Here is a 23,020-nt window from a genome sequence, read left to right on the forward strand (position 1 = left end):
AGAAAGAAATAAGATGCCTGAAATTTCAGTACGCGGTATCGAAATGCCAGAGTCACCAATCAGAAAGTTGGCTCCTTTGGCTGCCGCAGCAAAAAAACGTGGGGTTAAGGTGTATCACCTCAACATCGGTCAGCCTGACCTTCCTACACCTCAATGCGGTCTGGATGCATTGAAGCACATAGACCGTACCATCCTGGAATATTCTCCAAGCCAGGGTTACCTGAGCTATAGAGAGAAGTTAGTGGATTACTACAAGAAATTCAATATCAACGTAACTGCCGATGATATCATCATTACATCGGGAGGTTCTGAGGCTGTGCTCTTCTCATTCATGAGCTGCCTGAACCCTGGCGACGAGATTATCGTGCCAGAACCAGCTTACGCCAACTATATGGCATTTGCCATCTCTGCGGGTGCCAAGATTCGCACCATCGCCACCACCATCGAGGAAGGTTTCTCCTTGCCTAAGGTGGAGAAGTTTGAGGAACTCATCAATGAGCGCACCCGTGCCATCCTGATCTGTAACCCAAACAACCCAACCGGTTACCTCTATACCCGACGTGAGATGAACCAGATTCGCGACCTCGTGAAGAAGTATGACCTCTATCTCTTCTCTGATGAGGTTTACCGTGAATATATATATACAGGTAGTCCTTACATCAGTGCCATGCACCTGGAGGGTATCGAACAGAACACCGTGCTCATCGACTCTGTATCCAAGCGTTACAGCGAGTGTGGTATCCGTGTTGGAGCCCTAATTACCAAGAATGCAGAGATTCGCAAGGCCGTGATGAAATTCTGTCAGGCACGTCTCTCTCCTCCACTCATTGGTCAGATTGTAGCAGAAGCATCTCTTGATGCACCAGAGGAGTACTATCGTGATGTCTATGATGAGTACGTAGAGCGCCGTAAGTGTCTGATTGATGGACTCAACCGCATCCCTGGCGTCTATTCTCCTATCCCAATGGGAGCCTTCTATACCGTAGCCAAGTTGCCTATCGACGATTCTGACAAGTTCTGTCGCTGGTGTCTTGAAGAGTTTGAATACGAGGGCGAGACCGTGATGATGGCCCCAGCCTCTGGTTTCTATACTACTCCGGGAGCAGGTCGCAACCAGGTACGTATGGCTTATGTACTGAAGAAGCACGACTTGGAGCGTGCTCTCCTCGTCTTGGCAAAAGCACTGGAAGCTTATCCAGGAAGAGTAGAAGATGAAGGACTTTGATAATTACAAAAGAAAAATATGAATTTTCCTCTATTTATAGCAAAGAGATTATATAGTGAACAGGGCGACAAACGTAAAGTTTCTCGCCCTGCTATTCATATTGCCACAGCCGGTGTTGCCATCGGGTTGGCAGTGATGATTGTCTCTGTATGCGTGGTGTTAGGCTTCAAGCATACCATCCGCGACAAGGTGATCGGTTTCGGCAGTCATATCCAAGTGGCTGACTTCATGACCCTCCAGCAGATGAACCAATACCCAGTGGTGATGGACGACTCGATGATGACAGTCCTCAAGAAGGCACCGGGCGTGAAACACATACAGCGATTTGCCATGAAAGAGGGTATTCTGAAAACTGACAATGACTTCTTAGGCGTTGGATTCAAAGGCGTAGGACCGGAATTCGACTCTACATTCATCCACCAGAACATGGTGGAAGGAAGCATTCCTAAGTTTGATGACAAAGCAAGTCACAACCAGATTCTCGTCTCCCAGTTAATGGCAGATAAGTTGGGACTGAAGACCGGACAGCGCATCTTCGCCTATTTCATCGACAATAACGGTGTGAGAACCAGACGGTTCACCATCTCAGGCATTTACCAGACCAATCTGAAGAAGTTTGACGAAATCATGGTCTATACCGACCTCTATACTGCCGTAAAACTCAACGGATGGGAAGAAGACCAGGCGAGCGGTGCCGAGATTACCGTCAAAGACTTCAACCAGTTGCAGACAACAGAAGACTACTATGTGAAGAACGTCAACCGAACCGTGGATCGCTATGGAGAAACCTACAGTAGCGGAAGCATCAAGGATCTGAACCCACAGATATTCCAGTGGCTCGACCTGATGGACCTGAATGTATGGGTTATCTTAGGCCTGATGTTAGCCGTAGCAGGTGTCACGATGATCAGCGGATTGCTGATTATCATCTTAGAGCGCACTTCCATGATAGGCGTGATGAAGGCATTGGGTGCCCGCAACAAAACGATCCGCCATACCTTCCTCTGGTTTGCCGTGTTTATCATCAGCAAGGGTCTTGTTTTCGGAAACCTTATAGCATTGTCTATCTTGGCCATCCAGAAACATACCGGACTCATCAAGTTGGATGCCCAGACCTACTATGTCAGTACGGTACCAGTGGAATTCAACTGGCTGTTCATTGTAGCACTCAACATCGCAACTCTCCTGATTTGTGTCTTCATGCTGGTAGCCCCAAGCTATTTGATTTCCCATATCCATCCTGCCAAGAGCATGAGATATGAGTAAGAAAAAATATCAGATATTCCATAATTACTCTCATTTGCTTGTATTATTTATTAAAATGAGGGCAATTATGGAATAAAACTACATTTTTTTAATCCGTTTTGGAAATTTGTGCACATTTTTTTTTGTACTGTGCAGAAATTATGGTATCTTTGCACAAAATTTTGATAATTGTGCAATGAATGCAATACCTAGTTTTAACTCGTACATAGAGAAGAGCATCATCAAGAATTGGCAATTGGACGCACTGACTGATTACAAGGGCACTACATTACAATATCATGATGTTGCAAGAAAGATAGAGAAGCTCCACATCCTGTTTGAGAACAGCGGTGTGAAGAAAGGCGACAAAATAGCCGTCTGCGGTAGAAACAGCAGTCAGTGGGCAGCAGCTTTCCTGGCGATTGTTACCTACGGCGCAGTAGTCGTACCCATTCAAAACGAATTTAAACCAGAACAGATTCACAACATCGTCAATCACAGCGAGAGTAAGTTGCTTTTCGTAGGTGATGTTGTAGCAACGGAGATTAATACAGATGAGATGCCTTCTCTTGAAGGTGTCATCTACCTACCCGATTTCTCGCTTGTCCTTTCACGTTCAGAGAAGCTGACCTATGCCCGCGAGAATCTCAACGCCATCTTTGGTCATAAATATCCGAAGTATTTCCGTCCTGAGCACGTAAAATACCACGTAGATGAGCCAGAGGAATTGGCGATGATCAACTATACCAGCGGTACTACAGGCTTTTCGAAGGGTGTGATGATTCCTTATCGTGCACTCTGGGGCAACCTGGACTATATGTTGAAGACCATTGCACCAAGACTCAGCAAAAACTGCAACTTCCTGGTATCACTGCCAATGGCACACATGTATGGACTGATGGCAGACGTCATCTTCAGCATGGTAGAAGGTCATCATATTTATTTTCTTACCCGTGTGCCAAGTCCTACCCTCATCGCAGAGGCTTTCAAGGAAGTGAAGCCGGAGATCATCTTCGCCGTACCATTGGTGATTGACAAGATTATCAGAAAGCACGTATTCCCATTGATACAGACCAACCGTGTGAGATTACTGATGAATATGCCAGTAATCAACAAGCGCATCAAGGAGAAAATCCGCGATTTTGTACTATCAGAATTTGGCGGCAAAGCTTGTCAGGTGGTCGTGGGCGGAGCACCGCTCAACAAGGAGATTGAGAGTTTCCTCACCAGCATCGGCTTCCCTATCGCCATGGGCTACGGAACCACCGAAACAGCTCCATTCATCACTTTTGCCAATACAGAAGACTATCTGCCAGGCAGTTGCGGTGTAAGCGTGAACCACCTGGATGTAAAGGTGCTCAGCAAAGATCCTGTAAATGTACCGGGCGAACTGGTATGCAAGGGAATCTGCGTGATGCAAGGTTACTACAAAAACCAGGAGGCTACAGATGCTGTAATTGACAAGGATGGATGGTTTCATACCGGCGACCTTGCCACGATGAGCGAGGACGGACATTTCTACGTCAAGGGCCGCAGCAAGAACATGCTTTTAGGTCCTAACGGACAGAACATTTATCCAGAAGAGATAGAGGACAAACTCAACTCGATGGCAATGGTAAACGAAAGCATCGTGCTCCAGAAGGGGGACAAACTTGTAGGTCTTGTACATCCAGATATGGACGAAGCCAACACGTTGGGATTCACCCAGGAAGATTTAGAGAACATTATGGAACAGAACCGCAAGGAACTGAACGAAAAAATACCAACATTTGCCAAGTTGTCGCGCATTCAGTTGCACGACCAGGAATTCGAGAAAACAGCAAAGAAATCAATTAAACGATATCTATACCAGGATGCTATCTAATCCTTTTGCGAAAGGAATCAAACGAAGCATGCTGAAACAGATATAGTAAAAGCAAGAAGAGTATGGAAATACCTAGCTTTAATGCACTTATCCAGAAAAGCATCATAGACCATTGGGATATGGATGCACTAACAGACTACAAGGGAGCAACCTTGCAGTATCACGATGTGGCTCGCAAAATCGAGAAATTGCACATCATGTTTGAAAACTCAGGCGTGGTAAAAGGTGACAAGATTGCCCTCTGCGGTCGCAATAGTGCCAACTGGGCTGTAGCATTCCTTGCTACCCTCACCTATGGTGCTACTGCAGTACCTATCCTGCATGAGTTTATGCCAGACCAGATTCACAACATCGTAAACCACAGCGATGCCAAACTGCTCTTTGTGGGTGATGTTGTGGCTACCCAGGTTGATGCTACTAAGATGCCTGGTTTGGAAGGTATCATCTACATTCCAGACTATTCACTGGTGGTATCCCGCACAGACAAGTTGACCTATGCCCGTGAGCACCTCAACGAGATGTTCGGTATCAAATTCCCTAAGTATTTCCGTAAGGAACACGTACATTATTATATAGATGAGAATCCAGAGGAGATGGCGCTCATCAATTATACCAGCGGAACCACCGGTTTCTCCAAGGGTGTGATGGTACCTTACCGTGCGCTCTGGAGCAACATCGACTTCGCCCAGCACGTATTGCCGAAGGAGGTCAAGTCTGGCGACTCTATCATCAGCATCCTTCCGATGGCTCACATGTATGGTATGGCATTTGAGTTCCTGTTTGAGTTTATCACCGGTTGCCACGTATTCTTCCTCACCCGCATCCCAAGTCCGGCTATTATCGCCGAGGCATTCAGCCGCATCAAGCCAGCCGTTATCATCGCTGTGCCTCTGATTATCGAGAAGATTATCCGCAAGAAAGTTTTCCCTAAGATACAGAACAACCGCATGCGCATGCTTCTCCACATGCCTGTCATCAACAAGAAGGTACGCGAGAAGATATGCGATCAGGTGACTCAGGCATTTGGAGGAAACTTCTATGAGATTATCATCGGTGGTGCTGCTTTCAACCAGGAAGTGGAGAGTTTCCTGCATAGCATCGGCTTCAGATATACCGTAGGTTATGGTGCCACAGAGTGTGCTCCTATCATCTGCTATGAGGACTACAAGCACTTCGTACCAGGTTCATGTGGTAAGGCTGCCAAAAACATGATGGTGAAGATAGACAGTCCAGACCCAGAGAATGTACCAGGCGAGATTTTGGCAAAGGGTCCTAACGTGATGCTCGGCTATTACAAGAACGAGGAAGCTACAGCTACTACCCTCGACAAGGAAGGCTGGTATCATACAGGCGACCTCGGCACGATGGACGGTGATGGCAATGTGTTCATCAAAGGCCGCAGCAAGAACATGCTCTTGGGTGCATCGGGGCAGAATATCTATCCAGAGGAAATCGAAGATAAGCTCAACTCTTTGGCGCTCGTCAGCGAAAGCGTAGTGGTTCAGAAGGGCAACAAGCTCATCGGTCTGGTTCATCCAGATTTCGACGAAGCGCAGTCTTTGAACTTGGGTAGAAAAGAGTTGGAGGAGATTATGGAGCAGAACCGTCAGGAGCTCAACGCCATGATTCCTGCCTACAGCAAGATCAGCGAGATTCGCATCCACGACGAAGAGTTTGAGAAGACTCCTAAGAAGAGTATCAAGCGCTTCCTCTATACTGCAGAATAAGACATCAAGAAATAAACATTAAAAAAGAGGATGTGTCATGTACTTATGACACACCCTCTTTTTCATTTCTTGATATTCATATAACATATCTTATAAAAGGACACCAGAACGGATACGTGACAACGTTTCCGGTGTCATCTGAAGATAATTGGCGATGTAGGTAAGCGGAGCACGGAGCACCACCTGCGGACTCAGATCACAAAGTCGCTTATAGCGATTAGGCGCAGACTCGAAGCGGACCAAATCGGCATGAATCTGCGACTGAATCAAGCTCTCTTCCAGAATCTTACGATAAAGCATCTGGATATTGACATTGCGCATAGCAGCAGCCTCCAGTTTCGCCTTCGGCAAAGCATAGACCAATGTAGGTTCCAGTGCCTCCACCTGCAAACGGGAAGGTTCCTCCTTAAACAAGCTCTCGATACACATGAATATAGAGTGATCTACACCCAGGTGCTCGGTCACTTCCTTACCATTCTTAAAATAGAACTGGCGTACTAATCCTTTCTCTATATATGAAATGTTTCGACACACCTCACCCTCTTGAAGAATCTTTTCGCCCTTACCATATTTGATAGGAACGAGCAGACTCTCCAGCACATCTAATTCATCGTAAGTCATGGTACTGTACTTACGGGCAAGCTCTCTTGCGATATCTCGCGTCAGGGGCATGTTCTTAAATTCTTGCATTTCTACAATCCTCCTTATTTTGGTCCCCCATATGCTCTACAGATGAGGGAAATTTATAATATTGTATGGTTAGTCTAACTTGAGTACTGCGAGGAAAGCCTTCTGAGGCACCTCTACATTACCAATCTGTTTCATACGCTTTTTACCCTTCTTCTGCTTCTCCAACAATTTGCGCTTACGGCTCACGTCACCACCATAACATTTGGCTGTAACGTCTTTACGTACCTGCTTGATGGTTTCACGCGCCACAATCTTCGCTCCGATAGCTGCCTGAATAGCAATATCAAACTGCTGGCGTGGAATCAGGTCTTTCAGTTTCTCGCACATTCTGCGACCGAAAGCCACTGCATTGTCACGGTGGGTCAGTGTACTCAGGGCATCCACTGGTTCACCATTGAGCAGGATGTCGAGCTTCACCAGATCAGAGTGGCGGAAGCAGTCGATATGGTAGTCGAAGGAAGCGTAACCCTTCGAGATACTCTTCAATTTATCATAGAAGTCGATGACAATCTCACCGAGAGGCAGCATGAAATGCAGTTCCACACGATTGCCACTCACATATTCCTGATTGATGAGTTCGCCTCGCTTATCCAGACATAATTTCATGATAGGACCGATATAGTCACATGCCGTGATGATGGTGGCACGGATATAGGGTTCCTCAATATGGTCTATCATCGTAGGATCAGGCAATCCCGAAGGATTGTGAACCTCTTTCTCACCGCCCTGCTTGTCATATACCATATAGGAAACGTTAGGCACCGTGGTGATGACATCCATATTAAACTCGCGGTCTAATCGCTCCTGCACGATTTCCATGTGGAGCAGACCGAGGAATCCGCAACGGAAACCGAAGCCCAGGGCCACCGAACTCTCTGGCGAGAAGGTAAGGGAAGCATCATTGAGCTGTAATTTCTCCAGCGAAGCACGAAGGTTTTCATAATCGCTCGGGTCTATCGGATAGACACCCGCAAAGACCATCGGCTTCACTTCCTGGAAACCAGCAATAGCCTTTTCGCATGGACGTGCGATATGGGTAATGGTATCACCCACCTTTACCTCGGTCGCATTCTTGATACCAGAGATGATGTAACCCACCTCACCGGTACCCAATTCCTTGCGAGGAATCATGTCCATCTTGAGTACTCCAATCTCATCAGCATCATATTCCATGCCCGTATTGAAGAACTTCACCTTATCACCCTTGCGGATGACGCCATTCTCGATCTTGAAGTAAGCGATAATACCACGGAAGGAATTGAACACGGAGTCGAAAATCAAAGCCTGAAGAGGTGCCTTGTCATCACCCTCTGGATGAGGAACACGATTGACAACAGCCTCAAGAACATCTTCTACACCCTCACCGGTCTTACCCGACGCACGGAGGATGTCTTCACGCTCGCAACCAATGAGATCAACGATTTCGTCTTCTACCTCCTCCGGCATAGCCGAAGGCATATCTATCTTGTTGATGACCGGAATAATCTCCAGGTCATGATCTATAGCCATATATAGGTTGGAAATGGTCTGTGCCTGCACACCCTGTGTGGCATCTACGACCAAGAGCGCTCCCTCGCAAGCAGCGATGGAACGAGAAACCTCGTAGGAGAAATCGACGTGTCCCGGAGTATCAATGAGATTGAGGATGTATGTTTGTCCATCTTTTGCTTGATACTCCATCTGGATGGCGTGGCTCTTGATTGTGATACCGCGCTCTCTTTCCAAATCCATATCGTCGAGCATCTGACCCTCTGTGATCTTAATCGTCTGGGTCTTCTCCAACAAACGGTCTGCCAAGGTACTTTTACCATGGTCTATATGTGCAATAATGCAGAAATTTCTTATATTATTTATATTCTCCATATATTATTTTCTCTCTTTAGTTTGCAAAATTACCTTATTTTTAGGAGAAAACCAAATTTTTCACGTACATTTTTTGTTTTATCGTCCTAAACCGTGATTTCTCCCGAACCGTAACAGCGGTGGTGATTCTCATCATAAACCACACAGAACTGTCCAGGAGCCACTCCATGAATAGCCTCATCCGAGTGGATCATCCATCTGCCATCCTCCAGTTTTTCGATGGTAGCAGGATGATATTCCGGGGTATGACGGATCTTGAATGTGACCCGTGACATCGGCACTTCGCGAGTCAGGAAATGGAAATCATGCAGCGGGAACTCCTGTTTATAGGCTGTCTGAGGGTCATAGCCATGACTCACATAGAGGATATTCTTCTCTACGTCTTTCTTGATGACAAACCAAGGACCGCCGCCGAAGCCCAGTCCCTTACGCTGACCAATGGTATGATACCACAGTCCCTTGTGCTCACCGATGCGCTTGCCTGTTTCCAGTTCGATGACATCTCCCGGCAGGTCACCTAAGTAGCGGCGGATGTAGTCATTATAGTTGATTTGTCCGAGGAAGCAGATGCCCTGACTGTCCTTGCGCTTGGCATTGATGAGATGTTCTCTTTCTGCGATTTCACGCACTTCGTTCTTGATATGATGACCGATTGGGAAGATAGCCTTCTTGAGTTGCCAACTCTCTATCTGGGCCAGGAAGTCGGTTTGGTCTTTCACCGGGTCAGGACTGGTAACGAGCCACTTATCCCCATTCTCATCTATTTCGGTCTGGGCATAGTGACCTGTAGCGATGAGGTCATAATTGTGTCCCATCTTTCTATCAAACGCACCGAACTTGATGAGTCTGTTGCACATCACATCCGGGTTAGGCGTATATCCAGCCTTCACCTTCTCCATTGTATATCGGGTAACCTCATTCCAGTATTCCTGATGACAATCCACCACCTCGAGTTTACAACCATATCTGCGAGCCACGGCAGTAGCCATCTCCAGGTCCTCCTCAGAAGAGCAGTCCCACTCTTCTTTTTCTTCCGGACCGATCTTGATATAGAAACAGTCGGGATGCAAACCCAGTTGGGTAAGTTCCCATACCACCACTGAGCTATCTACTCCGCCCGAAAGCAGCACCGCAATACGCTTGTCTATGATATTTTCAGTCATTTCTTCTTATTTATGAATTAATTGCGTGCAAAATTACAAAAAAAGTGCGATACCTAACTATAAATAAATAAAAATTAGTACCTTTGCACTCGAATTTTCAATTTTACAAGTAGTTATGGATATCTTAAGAAATCTATTTTACGGCTTCCCTGACCTTTGGGGAGGCGGTGTAGCCCATTCTGTCATGATACTTGCATTGGTCATCACACTGGGCTTGAGTCTCGGCAAGATTAAGGTGAAAGGTGTTTCCCTTGGCTTGGCATGGATTCTCTTCATCGGTCTTATCTTTGGGCATTTCTCGCTCAATCTGGATGAGCACCTGCTCCACTTCCTCAAAGAGTTCGGTCTGATACTCTTCGTTTATTCCATCGGTCTGGAAGTGGGACCAAGTTTCTTTTCTTCCTTCAAGAACGGTGGCAAGAGTCTCAACCTGCTCAGCATCATCGTCATTGCCCTGAGTATCATCACCACGCTCGGCATCTACTCCATCTCTGACACCTCTATCACTTCGATGGCAGGTATTCTCTCTGGAGCAGTAACCAATACACCTGGTCTCGGTGCGGCACAACAGGCATTCAGCGATTTGCGCCATATCGATGCTCCGTCCATCGCAGCCGGCTATGCCATCGCCTATCCGATGGGTGTACTGGGTGTCATCCTCTCTTTCGTCATCCTGCGATTTGCGCTCCGCATCGACAAGAATGAAGAAGAAGCACAGGCTAAGCGCGGATTCGGACATCTGGAAGCTATGACCCTCAACACATTCTCTGTGAAGATTACCAACAAAATGATTTTTGGTAAAACCGTGAAAGAGGTACGCCATATCTTGGACCGTGACTTCATGATTTCGCAGATACACCGTCCTGACAACGACAGCAACAAGGAAATGGTCAACGGACAGACTGTACTCAACGAGGGCGACATCATCTATGTTGTGGCTCACCCTACTGTACAGGAGCCTCTCATCGCACTCTGCGGTGAAAAAATAGATATGGCATGGGAGGAGTTTGGTAATGAGCTGATTACCCGCCGTATTCGTATTACCAAGCCAGGCATCAACGGAAAGACCATCTCACAGATGCAGATTCGCTCTAACTTAGGTACCAACATCACTCGTGTAAACCGTGCAGGCGTCGATCTAATAGCCACACCAAATTTGAAACTTCAATTGGGCGACCGTGTTACCGTAGTAGGTACAGAACTCGCCATCAGTCATACAGAAAAAGTATTGGGTAACCAGATGAAGCGACTCAACTACCCGAACCTGATTCCTATCTTCTTGGGTATCATGCTCGGTTGTATCGTTGCCAATATTCCTTTCTTCATCCCAGGCATCAACGAGAACCTGCGTCTCGGACTGACCGGTGGACCATTGGTAGTAGCCATCCTGATAGGTTATTTCGGTCCGAAGTACAACCTCGTGACTTACAATACGATATCCGCCAACCTCATGTTGCGAGAGATAGGTATCTGTATTTTCCTGGCATGTGTTGGACTCGGTACAGGAGAGCAGTTCATTGAGACGGTGGCTACCGAGAAGGGTATGATCTGGATTCTCTATGGCATCGGCATCACCATGATTCCAATCCTGTTGGGCGGTATCATCGGCCGTTACCTGTTCCACATCAATTACTTCACCCTGCTTGGCGTATTGGCTGGCGCCAACACGAACCCATCGGCTTTGGCATACGTAAGAGAACAGACCTCAGCCGATTCACCAACCGTAGGCTATGCGAATGTATATCCATTTGCCATGTTCCTGCGCATTGTAACTATACAGATTATTATTTTCGTGTTCGGATAAAAACGGACCCACTTTATAAAAAGATTATTAAGGATAAAAAAAGACATTCATGGAAAAGGAGAATGAATTAGGGGCAATCTTAGCCAATTCAGAAGAAAACAAGACATGCAAGTGTGGTAACGAGAAAGACAACTGCAAGTGTATGGAGATTTCCGAGGCCGAACTTCGTAGAAAACTCGACCTTCTGCTCCGTACAGGAAGCATCCTCATGGAGAGCGCAGCCGACACCTCACGCATCATGCGCACAATGAAACGAGCTGCTGCTTTCTTAGGACTCGACGAGAAATACCTGCATCTCTACATCAACTGGAACGTCCTGATGGTGAACTATAGTGACGAGCAGCACTCGTTCTCTAAGTTCCAGCGCTGCGAGAAGCACGGCATCAACCTGACATCCATTTCAATGATCAGTAAGTTGACCTGGCGTGCCATCAAGGAAGACTATTCGCTCGACCAATATGAGGCAGCACTCAACGAGGTAAAGGCAACTCCACGCAGTTTCACCCCTTGGCAGGTAGCCATCGGCGGTGGATTTGCCTGCGGTGGATTCTGCATTCAGTTCGGTTGTGACTGGCCAGCATTCTTTTATTGTTCATTGGCAGCCATCCTCGGTTTCCGCCTTCGTATGTTCCTGCCTTCCAAAGGTTGCAATAACTATGTGGCTATCGGTATCTCAGCATTTGTTGCTACTCTCATCGCATGGCTCACCTCTTTCCTTTCGCTCAATCCAAGCATTGCCAACAGCCTGCCAGATTTCATGCATTCTGCTACTCCTTGGCATCCACTGATGGCGTGTGCCCTCTTTATCGTACCGGGTGTGCCACTGATCAACTTTGTGAGTGATATGCTCGATGGATATATCGAGGTGGGTATGGTAAGAGCACTCAACACGTTGCTGATGGTTCTGTCTATGGCATTCGGTATTGCATTTGCCATCCAAGTATGTCACATCGACAACTTTGTGACGGATCTCACCATGACTCCTCACCACGAATATTGGGAATTTGCCATCGCAGCAGCCGTATCAGCTATGGGTTTCTCTACCATTTTCAGTATTCCGAGAAGACTGTTGCCAGCAGTAGCCGTAGGAGGTATCATCGCCGTATGTTTCCGTAACTTTGTGAACCTCGGTCCAAGCAATGGCAATATCGGTCTGGATATGGGTTTGAGCATCGGCTCATTGGCAGGTTCAGCCCTCATCAGTATCATTGTCATCAAGGCCCGTCACTGGTTCCACACTCCTCACCAGTGTATCACGATTCCAAGTGTAATCCCTATGGTACCGGGTGTATTGATGTATCGTGCACTCTTTGCTTTCATTGATATGCACGGTGTGGTAGGTGAGGTTACGGTAGGTATGAACAATGCCATCAAGGCATCGCTTGCTATCATCTGCATCGCTCTGGGTGTAGCCATTCCGAATGTCTTCTTCCGCCGCTTTATTGCAGACAACCGCAAGCGCAAGCTCTTCAATATGCTTGTGGAAAGAAAGAAGAAGAACGGCGAATTTGTGGATTTGCATGAAGTAGAAATCAAATAGAGCCTTATTTCATCAAAAAGAACAAGACTCAATTATAAAAGTGGACCTGGGTTGCTTAAAATGCTTCTCAGGTCCACTTTTTTCTTCATAGTTTTTATTACTATGAAGAAAACCGACAAAAAAAGATGAATAAAATGATATCATGAAAATTGATTCCCTGGACAGGGAAAAATAAAAGTGGGTCATGACTCTCGGAAAAGAAGCGCTTCAGATAAATGTCCTGTCCTTTACAAAGATGTAAATATCTTTTCTCATTTTTGATGGCATATTTTGTTTTATTAATGATTTTTTCTTCTTTTTCTCTCCCTATTTCAATTATTTGTTGTATCTTTGCCTTTAAACAGAACCAAAAAGGAATTAAGACTATGAATATAGAACATTTTATTGATAGAATAGAAAAAACAGATGGTCTTTCCCAGACCCTCGGAATGCATTTTATATCAACTCCAGAGCCTGACACGCTCCAAGCCACCATGAAAGTGGATGAAAGAAACAAGCAACCTTTCGGATTCCTCAGTGGGGGTGCCTCACTTGCACTGGCAGAAAATCTGGCAGGTGTAGGTTCGTTGGCACTTTGTCCGGGCCAAATAGCCGTGGGCATCAACGTAAGCGGTACCCATGTTCTGGCAGTTTCTGAGGGCGATACCGTTACTGCATTCGGTAAGCTCATCCATAAGGGAAGAACCCTGCATACATGGAAAATAGATATCAAGAACTCAGCTGGAGACATCATCTGTACTGTACAGGTAACCAACTACGTCTTCACTCCTAAAAAAGACAGCGGAAAGAAGGTAAACCTGCAGGATGCTGAGGATAAACCGCTACAGGAAGATGATACCCCTATGCAAGCAACAGAAAACCCATCAACCAATCAGGAGGACTAAAACAGCATGTCAGCATTTGCATTTTATCGACTCCCCTATAAAGATCACTATACGTTGGTGATGCAGCATGATGATGATCCCGAAAAACTCAATTCCGTCAATGAACTGAATGGGAAACATGGTTTCGTCATCGCCCCTTTCATGCCTTCGGAAGAATGTCCTATTCTCCTGATGCGCCCCGATGTGGTCAAGCACTTCCCTATCCAGGAAGTAACAACAGACAATAAGAAGATTCATTTTCCAGAATCTGTCAGCGAGAAAGAAGCATACCAGAAAGATTTCGAAGATTTCCATCAGCAACTGACCAAGGGAATATTCGACAAAATCGTATTGGCTCGCTGCTCACACCTGAAATCACCTGAAGCCAAAGGACTGAAGGCAGAAGAACTCTTCAAGAAGGCCTGCCAGATATACCCACGCCTCTTTATCGCGCTCATCTCCACAACCCAATCGGGCACATGGCTCATGGCAACGCCGGAAATACTGCTCAGTGGAAACGGATGCGAATTCAAGACCATGGCCCTGGCTGGTACACATGCCGGAGAAAAAACAGACTGGACGAAGAAGGAACAGGAAGAACAGCAGTACGTAACCGACTACATCGAGGAAGTCATTTCAGAATTTACGGATGAATACAGCAAGGAAGGTCCCTTCACCACAATGGCTGCCAACCTCTACCATCTTCGTACTGATTTTCTCTTCCGACTGGAAGATACCGACTGCTTAGGCGATGTACTGGATGCACTCTTTCCTACCCCAGCTATCTGCGGTATTCCCAAGGAAGAAACCCGCCAATACATCCTGGATCATGAAAGTATCAACCGCAAATACTACAGCGGATTCGTGGGTCCCCTCATGCCTTCGGGAGAAACCCAACTCTATGTTTCACTCAGATGCATGAATATACACCAGGGTGGCAACTTCCAACTGTATGCAGGCGGAGGACTGCTTGCAGAAAGTGAAATGCAGAAGGAATGGGAAGAAACAGAGGCAAAATTAGGAACCATGAGAGCTGTTATCATCAAGTAATCATACATTAAAAAAAGCAGATTCGTGTTTAGCAATATTGAGAATGTAAATATACTGACCAGTGTACTGAAAAGACATGGAGTTAGGAGAGTTGTGGTATGTCCGGGCAGTCGCAACGCACCTCTGGTGCATAACCTCAATGAGATAGACGGCATCACCTGTTATCCCGTAACGGATGAGAGAAGTGCGGGATTCGTAGCATTAGGAATGGCCTTGGGTGACCCTTCACCCTGTCCAGACCCAGTAGCAGTATGCGTCACTTCTGGTTCTGCATTACTCAACCTATACCCAGCGGTAGCAGAAGCATACTATCAGAAACTGCCAGTTATCTTCATCTCAGCAGACCGGCCGGGCGCATGGATCGGGCAACAAGATGGGCAGACCCTTCCACAACCGGATGTTTTCGGAACAATGGTCAACAAGAGCGTGAACCTGCCTATTATCACTCCTCGCATTCATAGCGAAGAAGGATGCCTGCCTGCAAATGCCGAAGCTATCAACAGCATGCACGATGAACAGGCATGGCTTTGTGAGCGCTTGGTCAACGAAGCCCTTATCGACTGCAAACACCGCAAGATAGGACCGGTACACATCAATATTCCGATACCGGAACCCCTCTATGAGTTTACATGCCGTCAACTGCCACAAGCCCATAAAGTGGATTACATCCGTTCGGGAATGTGGAGCGGAGATTTCCACTATGGCGATCTGCTTGACTTTCTCGAAGCCAAAAAGCCGATGATAGTCATCGGACAAGACTATCCTGCCTCCATACTCTATGGCATCAAGAATATTCAGAACTGGGCAGTCATACTCTGTGAACCAACCGCTTTGGGACTCGACAGTAAGGATCCTGCTGACAGGAAATTTTCGACATCCCAACTGATGACTAACTTTGAAGAAGTACTCTATCAGATAGAAGTCAAAAAAGCAGAAGACCCGGATTTCGATGAAGAAGCCTACCTGCCAGACTTCATTCTCTATACAGGCGGCAACATCGTCAGCAAGCGACTCAAGCAGTTTCTGAGAAAAGCAGCCCAAAAGGCACAGGTATGGCGAGTGAGCAAGGACGGCGACTATATCGACACCTTCATGCGAACCGACCGGATTTTCCAGGCAAATGTGCATCAGCTGGCAGATGCCATGACCTCCTACGAGCAGAAATATCCAGATGAGGTGAATGATTACCGGGACCTCTGGACGACAGCCTTACGACATGCCAAACGGCACGCCTACGATTATAAACCGGAATACAGCAGCATGGCTACCGTCAGGTATTTTGAACAGGAATTTCATGCCAACTCCAAGAAGGACAGCAGAGAATGCCGCGTATTCTATGGCAACAGTATGGCAATACGCCTGGGTTGTATCTATGCGCATCAATACGTATTCTGCAATAGAGGCGTGAATGGTATCGAGGGAACACTCTCCGCAGCAGCAGGACTATCCATCTATCTCTCGGAATATCATCATCCAGATGCCAAAAAACAACAGAAGGTATTCTGCATCCTGGGCGATCTGAGTTTCTTCTACGACCAGAATGCCCTCTGGAACCAGAACCTCAACGGCAGTCTCCGCATCATCGTACTCAATAATGGCGGTGGCGCCATCTTCGGCAAGTTCAAAGGACTGAAGGAAAGTGCAGCCAGAGAAAACCTCGTGATGGCAGAACACCAGACTTCAGCTGTCAACATCTGTCAGGCAAACGATATCACCTATCTGGGAGCAGACAATATGAAAACGATGAAGTATGGTATTGACCAACTCATCCATTCTGACTCAGAGAGACCGATGCTTCTCGAAGTATTCACCGACATCGATGCAGACAACCGGGCACTGGAAGATTACTTCAAAAGTTTATAAAACGGGATACATTCAATCCCATCCATGAGAATTAGAACAAACATTCATAACATATGAGAAATTGGAAGAAAATAGAAGGATTTGATTTCAAGGAAATCATCTTCGAAGAATACAATCACATCGCAAAGATTACCATCAACCGTGAGCGTTACCGCAATGCTTTCACCCCACTCACCACCTGGGAGATATCACAAGCCTTCAGCTATTGCCGTGAGTGCCAGGGCATCCGTGTCGTGATTCTGACAGGAGCAGGCGACAAGGCATTCTGTTCGGGAGGCGACATGCACGTGAAAGGCCGTGGTGGCTATGTGGGTTCCGATGGAGTACCACGTCTCAACGTACTCGACGTGCAGATGCAGATACGCCGCTTGCCAAAACCAGTCATCGCCATGGTAAACGGTTATGCCATCGGTGGCGGTCATGTGCTCCATGTCATGTGCGACCTGACTATTGCATCAGAGAATGCCATCTTCGGCCAGACAGGTCCAAAAGTAGGCAGTTTCGATGCCGGTTTCGGTGCTTCATACCTTGCCCGCATGGTAGGTCAGAAGAAGGCACGCGAAATCTGGTTCCTCTGCAAGCAATATACTGCCAAGGAAGCAGAAGAAATGGGCATGGTGAACAAGGTAGTGCCTTTCGACCAACTGGAAGATACCTGTGTGGAATGGGCAGAAATCATGATGGAACGCTCTCCTCTCGCCCTCCGCATGATCAAGGCAGGTCTGAATGCAGAACTTGACGGACAGGCTGGTATTCAAGAACTAGCTGGAGATGCCACCATGCTTTATTACACGATGGATGAAGCTCAGGAAGGTGGTAAGGCATTCCTGGAGAAGCGCAAACCAAACTTTGACGACTACCCGATGTTCCCATAAAAATCCATCATTTTCCATCAAGTAAACATATATCCACTGGAGATTTACCTTTTTGGCTACAGATTCATTCTTTTCTGCATTTTTTTCTATAGAAAAACTCGAAATACAAAAATATTTTTCTATCTTTGCAGCCGAAATACAAAAGTAATAAAAGTTACAGTATGAAATTTAAAAGATTAATCTTAGCTATGACACTCTGTTCAACCATAACAATGGGAGCACAGGGTGCGGGTAAATTTGTTCCATTTAAGTATGGAAACATGGATCAATGGGTAACAAGAAGTATTAAGGAATCAGGAATTATTGGTGGCAACCAAAAGACGCTCTATGAGGTAGGTCCCAACATGTCGCTCTCTGGCAACAACCCATATACCAACAAAGGCGGCTCTCCTTGGGGAACCTCCAATGTCCTGGCTCATGTATCCGGTATCTACAAGACCAACTGCTCTGTATATCGTGATACCCACGCCGGTCATGGCCATTGTGCCAAACTCGTCACCCATATCGAGAAGGTGAAGGTGCTCGGCCTTATCAACATCAAGGTACTGGCAGCCGGTTCTCTCTTTCTGGGCGATGTACGTGAACCTATCACGGGTACCAAGGATGGTCCGAAGGCTATCAACTGGGGTATTCCTTTCACCGCCCGTCCAAAGGCTTTGAGATACGACTACAAGACTCACCTCAGCACCAGTCCTAACCGCATCAAGCAGACGGGGTTCAGCAGTGCCTCTACCGTAGCGGGGCATGACTATGCCGTAACTCTCCTTTATCTGCAGAAACGTCATGAGGATGCCAGAGGCAATATTACCGCCAAGCGCGTAGGTACCGTAGTGGTGAAATATGGCAAGAGTACCAGTGGATGGGTGGAAAATGCCACTTACGAGATACATTATGGCGATATCCGCCACATGGCAGGATATAATGCATCTCTTATGGGACTTCGTACTACCGACTATGCACGCAACAGCAAGGGCAAGAGCGTACCTGTAAAGGAAGTAGGATGGGCAGCTGCCAATGAAACTCCAACTCATCTCGTATTACAGTTCTCTTCCTCTCATGGCGGAGCATATATCGGAACTCCAGGAAACACATTCTGGATAGACAATGTGGGACTCGTTTATTAATCGCGTCCCACACCTTATTATATATATAAGAAGCAACAATATCTTATTTAGGAAAAATAGTTTCATGAAGCATCTACTCATGTGCCTCATCTGGCTTGCTTTGTCAGAACCTTCTTGTGCCAAAGCGATAACAGATTATCTTCCAGAAGACAGCATCCATGTGATGACTACCGAGGAGTCTGATACCCTCCATACTTCTGAGAAAAAGAAATCTCTCATAACGAGATTTCTCGACTATTTCAATGATGCCAACAAAAACAAGAAGCATAAGAAATTCGACTTCAGCATCATCGGCGGTCCACACTACAGTACCGACACCAAACTAGGGTTAGGACTTGTGGCTGCAGGACTCTATCGTACCAACCCCAATGATACGATCCTGCCTCCTTCCAACGTGTCTCTCTTCAGTGATGTAAGCACTGTAGGATTCTACATGTTAGGCATCAGGGGTACCCACATTTTTCCACAGGATAAGTATCGTGCCGACTATACCGTCTATTTCTATTCCTTTCCCTGCGACTACTGGGGCATGGGATACAACATGGGAAATGACGACAGTAACAAAAGTGAGATGAAGCGATGGCAAGCCCGCATCAAGGGTAATTTTCTCTTCCACCTGGGAAGCAACTTCTACATCGGTCCCATGGTGAGCTATGACTATGTGATAGGTAAAAACGTAGAACGACCAGAACTGCTCAACGGCATGGACAGGCATACCTGGAATTTAGGTGCCGGTTTCTCTGCCGTCTATGATTCAAGAGATGTGCTTACCTACCCACATCAGGGCCTCTACATCAATCTGACCCAATGTTTCCGACCACGGTTCATGGGCAACGATTATGCTTTCAGTACCACCGAACTACAAGTGGATGCCTACCAGAAAGTATGGAAGGGCGCCATCCTGGCAGAGGATTTCCGTACAATGCTCAATTTCGGCAACCCGTCTTGGGGCATGATGGCTCTCTTGGGCAACAGCAACTCCATGCGCGGATACTACGAAGGACGATATAGGGACAAACATAAGATAGAGGCGCAGGTGGAACTTCGCCAACATATATGGAAGCGCAACAGTCTGACCATCTGGGTAGGTGCCGGAACCGTATTCAGCAAGTTCAGCAACATCCGTTCCCGACACATCCTGCCTAACTACGGATTGGGATACCGCTGGGAATTCAAGAAGAATGTAAATGTACGCCTTGACTACGGATTCGGAAAAGCAGGACAATCTGGATTCCTGTTTAGTATCAACGAGGCATTTTAATCAAAAAAAATAATGAACTTTATCAATAAAGACAATTTCAATAAGCTACTCTATATCTATGCGACGCTGGCACTACTGTTGCCCAACATCGCTCTCTGTATCACGGAGCGCCTGTCACTCTGGGCGAGTGCCACCAATATCATACTGCCATTGGGCATCTATATGCTACTGATGTCACTCTACAAGAAAACGGGCAAGATGATATGGATATGCTTCATCCTGATCTTCTTTGCAGCATTCCAACTGGTACTCCTCTACCTCTTCGGTAAAGGAGTGATAGCCGTGGATATGTTCCTCAACCTCGTGACCACCAATCCTGGTGAGGCTATGGAACTGCTCGACAATCTGGTACCAGCCGTGGCCGGAGTATTCATCGTATATCTACCGCTGCTCATCTTAGGAATCATATCCATCAGAAGCAAACGGTGGGCTCCACTATCGAGCAATTGGCAGAGAAGAATGCATAAATGGGGAGCCTCAACAACTATAACAGGTCTGCTCTTCCTGGGCTTTACATACTGGTTTTCAGATGATTACAAGTTACAGGATCAGCTCTACCCTGCCAATGTGTTCTACAATCTCGGCTTAGCCGTGCAGCGCAACAACGCCTCAGTAAATTATCAGGAAGCCTCCCAGAATTTCCGATTCAATGCCACTTCTACCCATCCAGCCGATTCCAGTGAAGTATATGTGATGGTAGTGGGCGAAACAGCCAGAGCACACAATTTCAGCCTCTATGGTTACCAACGTGATACCAATCCACTGCTCAGCAAGACAGCAGGACTCGTGGCATTCGACAAGGTGACAACCCAGTCGAACACAACCCACAAGAGCGTGCCGATGCTCCTTTCGGCAGCCTCAGCCAGCGACTTCGAGCGTCTGTTCCACGAGAAGGGAATCCTGGCAGCCTTCAGGGAAGCCGGTTTTCATACCGTTTTCCTAAGCAATCAACTCCCCAACCACTCCTTCATCGACTTCCTGGGTGAACAGGCTGACGAATGGGCTTTCATCAAGACCGGAGACAGAAACGAGGCATTCGACAAGACGTATGGTCAAACATTCGACAAAATGTACGGGCAGGGGAAACTGGCCAAGATGGACGAAAAAGGCAATGTCTATGATGCAGACCTGTTGCCAATTCTCGACCAGATACTGAGCAGAAAACATCAGAAACTCTTCATCGTGCTCCATACATACGGATCACACTTCAACTATATGGAACGCTATCCGCGAAACATGGCGCATTTCCTGCCAGACAGCCAGAGTGATGCCAAAGCAGAAAACCGCCGCGACCTGTTGAACGCTTACGACAATACCATCCGCTATACCGACTACGTATTGCACAGCATCATCGAACGTCTGCAGAAGAAAGGCGGCATGAGTGCCATGCTCTATACAAGCGACCACGGAGAGAATATCTTCGATGACAGCAGGAAACTCTTCCTACATGCCGCGCCACGTGCTTCGCATTATGAACTGGACGTACCTTTCCTGATTTGGACATCAAGGAGTTATGAGCATCAGGAACCAAGAGTAGATGCGGCTCTCTCCCAGAATAAACATAAGGAGATACAAAGCAGCCGTTCTGCCTTCCACACGATGCTACAGCTCGGCGGTATTGCCACCCGATACCGTATAGACAGATATTCCGTAGCAAATTCGGGCTATCATCCAGAGCCTCTGCTGTATCTCAACGACCATGATGAAGCAATTCCGCAAGCCGACTGTGGATTTGACAAATAGAAAACCAGAAAGAAAATGGCAAATAGAAAGAAGAATGATAGATAAAATGAAAAATAATTCATTTTTTATCTCTTTTACGAAAAAAAGTAGTATCTTTGCCCTTGAAAGTGTCATAAGGATACTTTCAAGGGCAAATGCATTCATATAGATGAATCTAAAATATAAACAACAAAGAATTAAACAATAAAGTTTAAACATACATTAAAGACTAAAAAACAAAAGAAAATGGAACAGATTAAAAACGATCAGCTCACATTGGAGATTTCATCTCTCGGCGCAGAACTTCAGAGTATCAAGGATGCCAATGGTAATGAATATCTTTGGGATGGTGACGAGAAGTACTGGAATCGCCACTCACCAATCCTCTTCCCTATCGTATGCGGTTTGTGGAAGGACACCTATCGCATTGACGGCAAGGAATATACACTCCCACGTCATGGCTTCGCCCGTGATACAGAGTTCAAGTTGGTTGGCAAAACTGCTGACCGTCTCACCTTCGCCCTCATCGATAATGAGGAGACCCTGAAGAATTATCCTTATCATTTCAATCTTGCCATCTCTTACCGTCTGGAAGGCAACGAGATTCACGTTATCTGGCATGTAGAAAACACCGATGACAAGGAAATCATGTTCCAGATTGGCGGTCACCCAGCATTCCTGGTTCCAGGTTGCAAGAAGGGCGAGGAGATGAAGGCTACCCTGAAGCTCGACAACGAAGCACCTGTTCGCCTGTATGGTAACGTGAGCGGATGCATCGACCGCCAGGCTAAGGAGACCGTGAAAACTGAGAAGGGTATCTGGGAAGTAAACGAGGAGACATTTGCAGAGGATGCGGTAATCTTCGACAAGAGCCAGGTAAAGCAGGTGAGCATTCTCAACGAACAGGGTGAACCTCACGTAACATTAGAATTCAAGACTCCTGCCGTAGGTATCTGGAATCCAACAGGCAAGCATGCTCCATTCGTCTGCATCGAACCATGGTATGGATTGAGCGACTGGGCAGAGTTTGAAGGCGAATTTAAAGACAAATATCTGATGAACCGCCTCCAGCCAGGAGCAAGTTTCATGAGTGAGTATATTATTAGAATCGAAAAATAACATACAACAACTTAATATTCAA

General features: G+C 46.6%; 16 protein-coding genes and 1 pseudogene. 14 read left to right on the forward strand and 3 right to left on the reverse strand.

What is annotated here, in order from left to right:
- Positions 1 to 13 precede the first annotated feature (13 nt).
- From KUA50_RS06755 to KUA50_RS06770, 4 genes are all read left to right on the forward strand, one after another.
- On the forward strand, positions 14 to 1,225 hold the full coding sequence (locus tag KUA50_RS06755) for a pyridoxal phosphate-dependent aminotransferase (RefSeq protein WP_022110017.1): 1,212 nt from the start codon (positions 14 to 16) through the stop codon (positions 1,223 to 1,225).
- An 18-nt stretch (positions 1,226 to 1,243) separates the two neighbouring features.
- The gene (locus KUA50_RS06760) at positions 1,244 to 2,491 is read left to right on the forward strand and encodes an ABC transporter permease (protein WP_218456690.1); all 1,248 of its coding nucleotides are present in this window, start codon (positions 1,244 to 1,246) and stop codon (positions 2,489 to 2,491) included.
- A 175-nt stretch (positions 2,492 to 2,666) separates the two neighbouring features.
- Positions 2,667 to 4,334 carry an AMP-binding protein gene (locus tag KUA50_RS06765; RefSeq protein WP_218456691.1) on the forward strand — a complete coding sequence of 556 codons (1,668 nt, stop codon included), beginning with the start codon at positions 2,667 to 2,669 and terminating at the stop codon, positions 4,332 to 4,334.
- Between the two features lie 62 nt (positions 4,335 to 4,396).
- Entirely contained in the window at positions 4,397 to 6,061 is a 1,665-nt protein-coding gene (locus tag KUA50_RS06770) for an AMP-binding protein (protein ID WP_218456692.1), read from the forward strand.
- Positions 6,062 to 6,151: 90 nt separating this feature from the next.
- Here KUA50_RS06770 and KUA50_RS06775 read toward each other — a convergent pair whose 3' ends face one another.
- The 3 genes from KUA50_RS06775 to mnmA form a co-directional block, all read right to left on the reverse strand.
- Entirely contained in the window at positions 6,152 to 6,733 is a 582-nt protein-coding gene (locus KUA50_RS06775) for a Crp/Fnr family transcriptional regulator (protein WP_413777445.1), read from the reverse strand.
- Between the two features lie 87 nt (positions 6,734 to 6,820).
- Complete coding sequence (lepA, locus tag KUA50_RS06780) at positions 6,821 to 8,614, reverse strand: translation elongation factor 4 (RefSeq protein ID WP_218456694.1); 1,794 nt, start codon at positions 8,612 to 8,614, stop codon at positions 6,821 to 6,823.
- 86 nt (positions 8,615 to 8,700) lie between these two features.
- Positions 8,701 to 9,777: a tRNA 2-thiouridine(34) synthase MnmA gene (gene mnmA / locus KUA50_RS06785; protein WP_218456695.1), complete on the reverse strand. Its 1,077-nt coding sequence runs from the start codon at positions 9,775 to 9,777 to the stop codon at positions 8,701 to 8,703.
- Between the two features lie 115 nt (positions 9,778 to 9,892).
- Here mnmA and KUA50_RS06790 point away from each other — a divergent pair, with 115 nt between their 5' ends.
- From KUA50_RS06790 to KUA50_RS06835, 10 genes and pseudogenes are all read left to right on the forward strand, one after another.
- Positions 9,893 to 11,581, forward strand: a complete 1,689-nt coding sequence (locus tag KUA50_RS06790) for a putative transporter (RefSeq protein WP_218456696.1) — start codon at positions 9,893 to 9,895, stop codon at positions 11,579 to 11,581.
- 142 nt (positions 11,582 to 11,723) lie between these two features.
- Complete coding sequence (locus tag KUA50_RS06795) at positions 11,724 to 13,121, forward strand: threonine/serine ThrE exporter family protein (protein WP_134842407.1); 1,398 nt, start codon at positions 11,724 to 11,726, stop codon at positions 13,119 to 13,121.
- 365 nt (positions 13,122 to 13,486) lie between these two features.
- Positions 13,487 to 13,900, forward strand: a pseudogene (locus KUA50_RS06800) (PaaI family thioesterase); the annotation flags it as partial.
- Between the two features lie 111 nt (positions 13,901 to 14,011).
- Complete coding sequence (locus KUA50_RS06805) at positions 14,012 to 15,034, forward strand: chorismate-binding protein (protein ID WP_218456697.1); 1,023 nt, start codon at positions 14,012 to 14,014, stop codon at positions 15,032 to 15,034.
- A 24-nt stretch (positions 15,035 to 15,058) separates the two neighbouring features.
- Complete coding sequence (gene menD / locus KUA50_RS06810; RefSeq protein WP_218456698.1) at positions 15,059 to 16,897, forward strand: 2-succinyl-5-enolpyruvyl-6-hydroxy-3-cyclohexene-1-carboxylic-acid synthase; 1,839 nt, start codon at positions 15,059 to 15,061, stop codon at positions 16,895 to 16,897.
- 53 nt (positions 16,898 to 16,950) lie between these two features.
- Entirely contained in the window at positions 16,951 to 17,772 is an 822-nt protein-coding gene (gene menB / locus KUA50_RS06815; protein ID WP_218456699.1) for a 1,4-dihydroxy-2-naphthoyl-CoA synthase, read from the forward strand.
- A gap of 188 nt (positions 17,773 to 17,960) precedes the next feature.
- Entirely contained in the window at positions 17,961 to 18,896 is a 936-nt protein-coding gene (locus KUA50_RS06820; protein WP_413777452.1) for a PCMD domain-containing protein, read from the forward strand.
- Positions 18,897 to 19,059: 163 nt separating this feature from the next.
- Positions 19,060 to 20,157, forward strand: coding sequence for a BamA/TamA family outer membrane protein (locus tag KUA50_RS06825; protein ID WP_256624224.1), 1,098 nt, complete (start codon positions 19,060 to 19,062; stop codon positions 20,155 to 20,157).
- A 12-nt stretch (positions 20,158 to 20,169) separates the two neighbouring features.
- Positions 20,170 to 21,900 (forward strand): lipid A phosphoethanolamine transferase, encoded by a 1,731-nt coding sequence (locus KUA50_RS06830; protein WP_218456702.1) that lies wholly within the window; start codon positions 20,170 to 20,172, stop codon positions 21,898 to 21,900.
- Between the two features lie 225 nt (positions 21,901 to 22,125).
- Positions 22,126 to 22,998: an aldose 1-epimerase family protein gene (locus KUA50_RS06835; RefSeq protein WP_218456703.1), complete on the forward strand. Its 873-nt coding sequence runs from the start codon at positions 22,126 to 22,128 to the stop codon at positions 22,996 to 22,998.
- Positions 22,999 to 23,020: the final 22 nt, after the last annotated feature.

The organism is Segatella hominis, assembly GCF_019249725.2.
In the GTDB taxonomy this organism is placed as follows: Bacteria; Bacteroidota; Bacteroidia; order Bacteroidales; family Bacteroidaceae; genus Prevotella.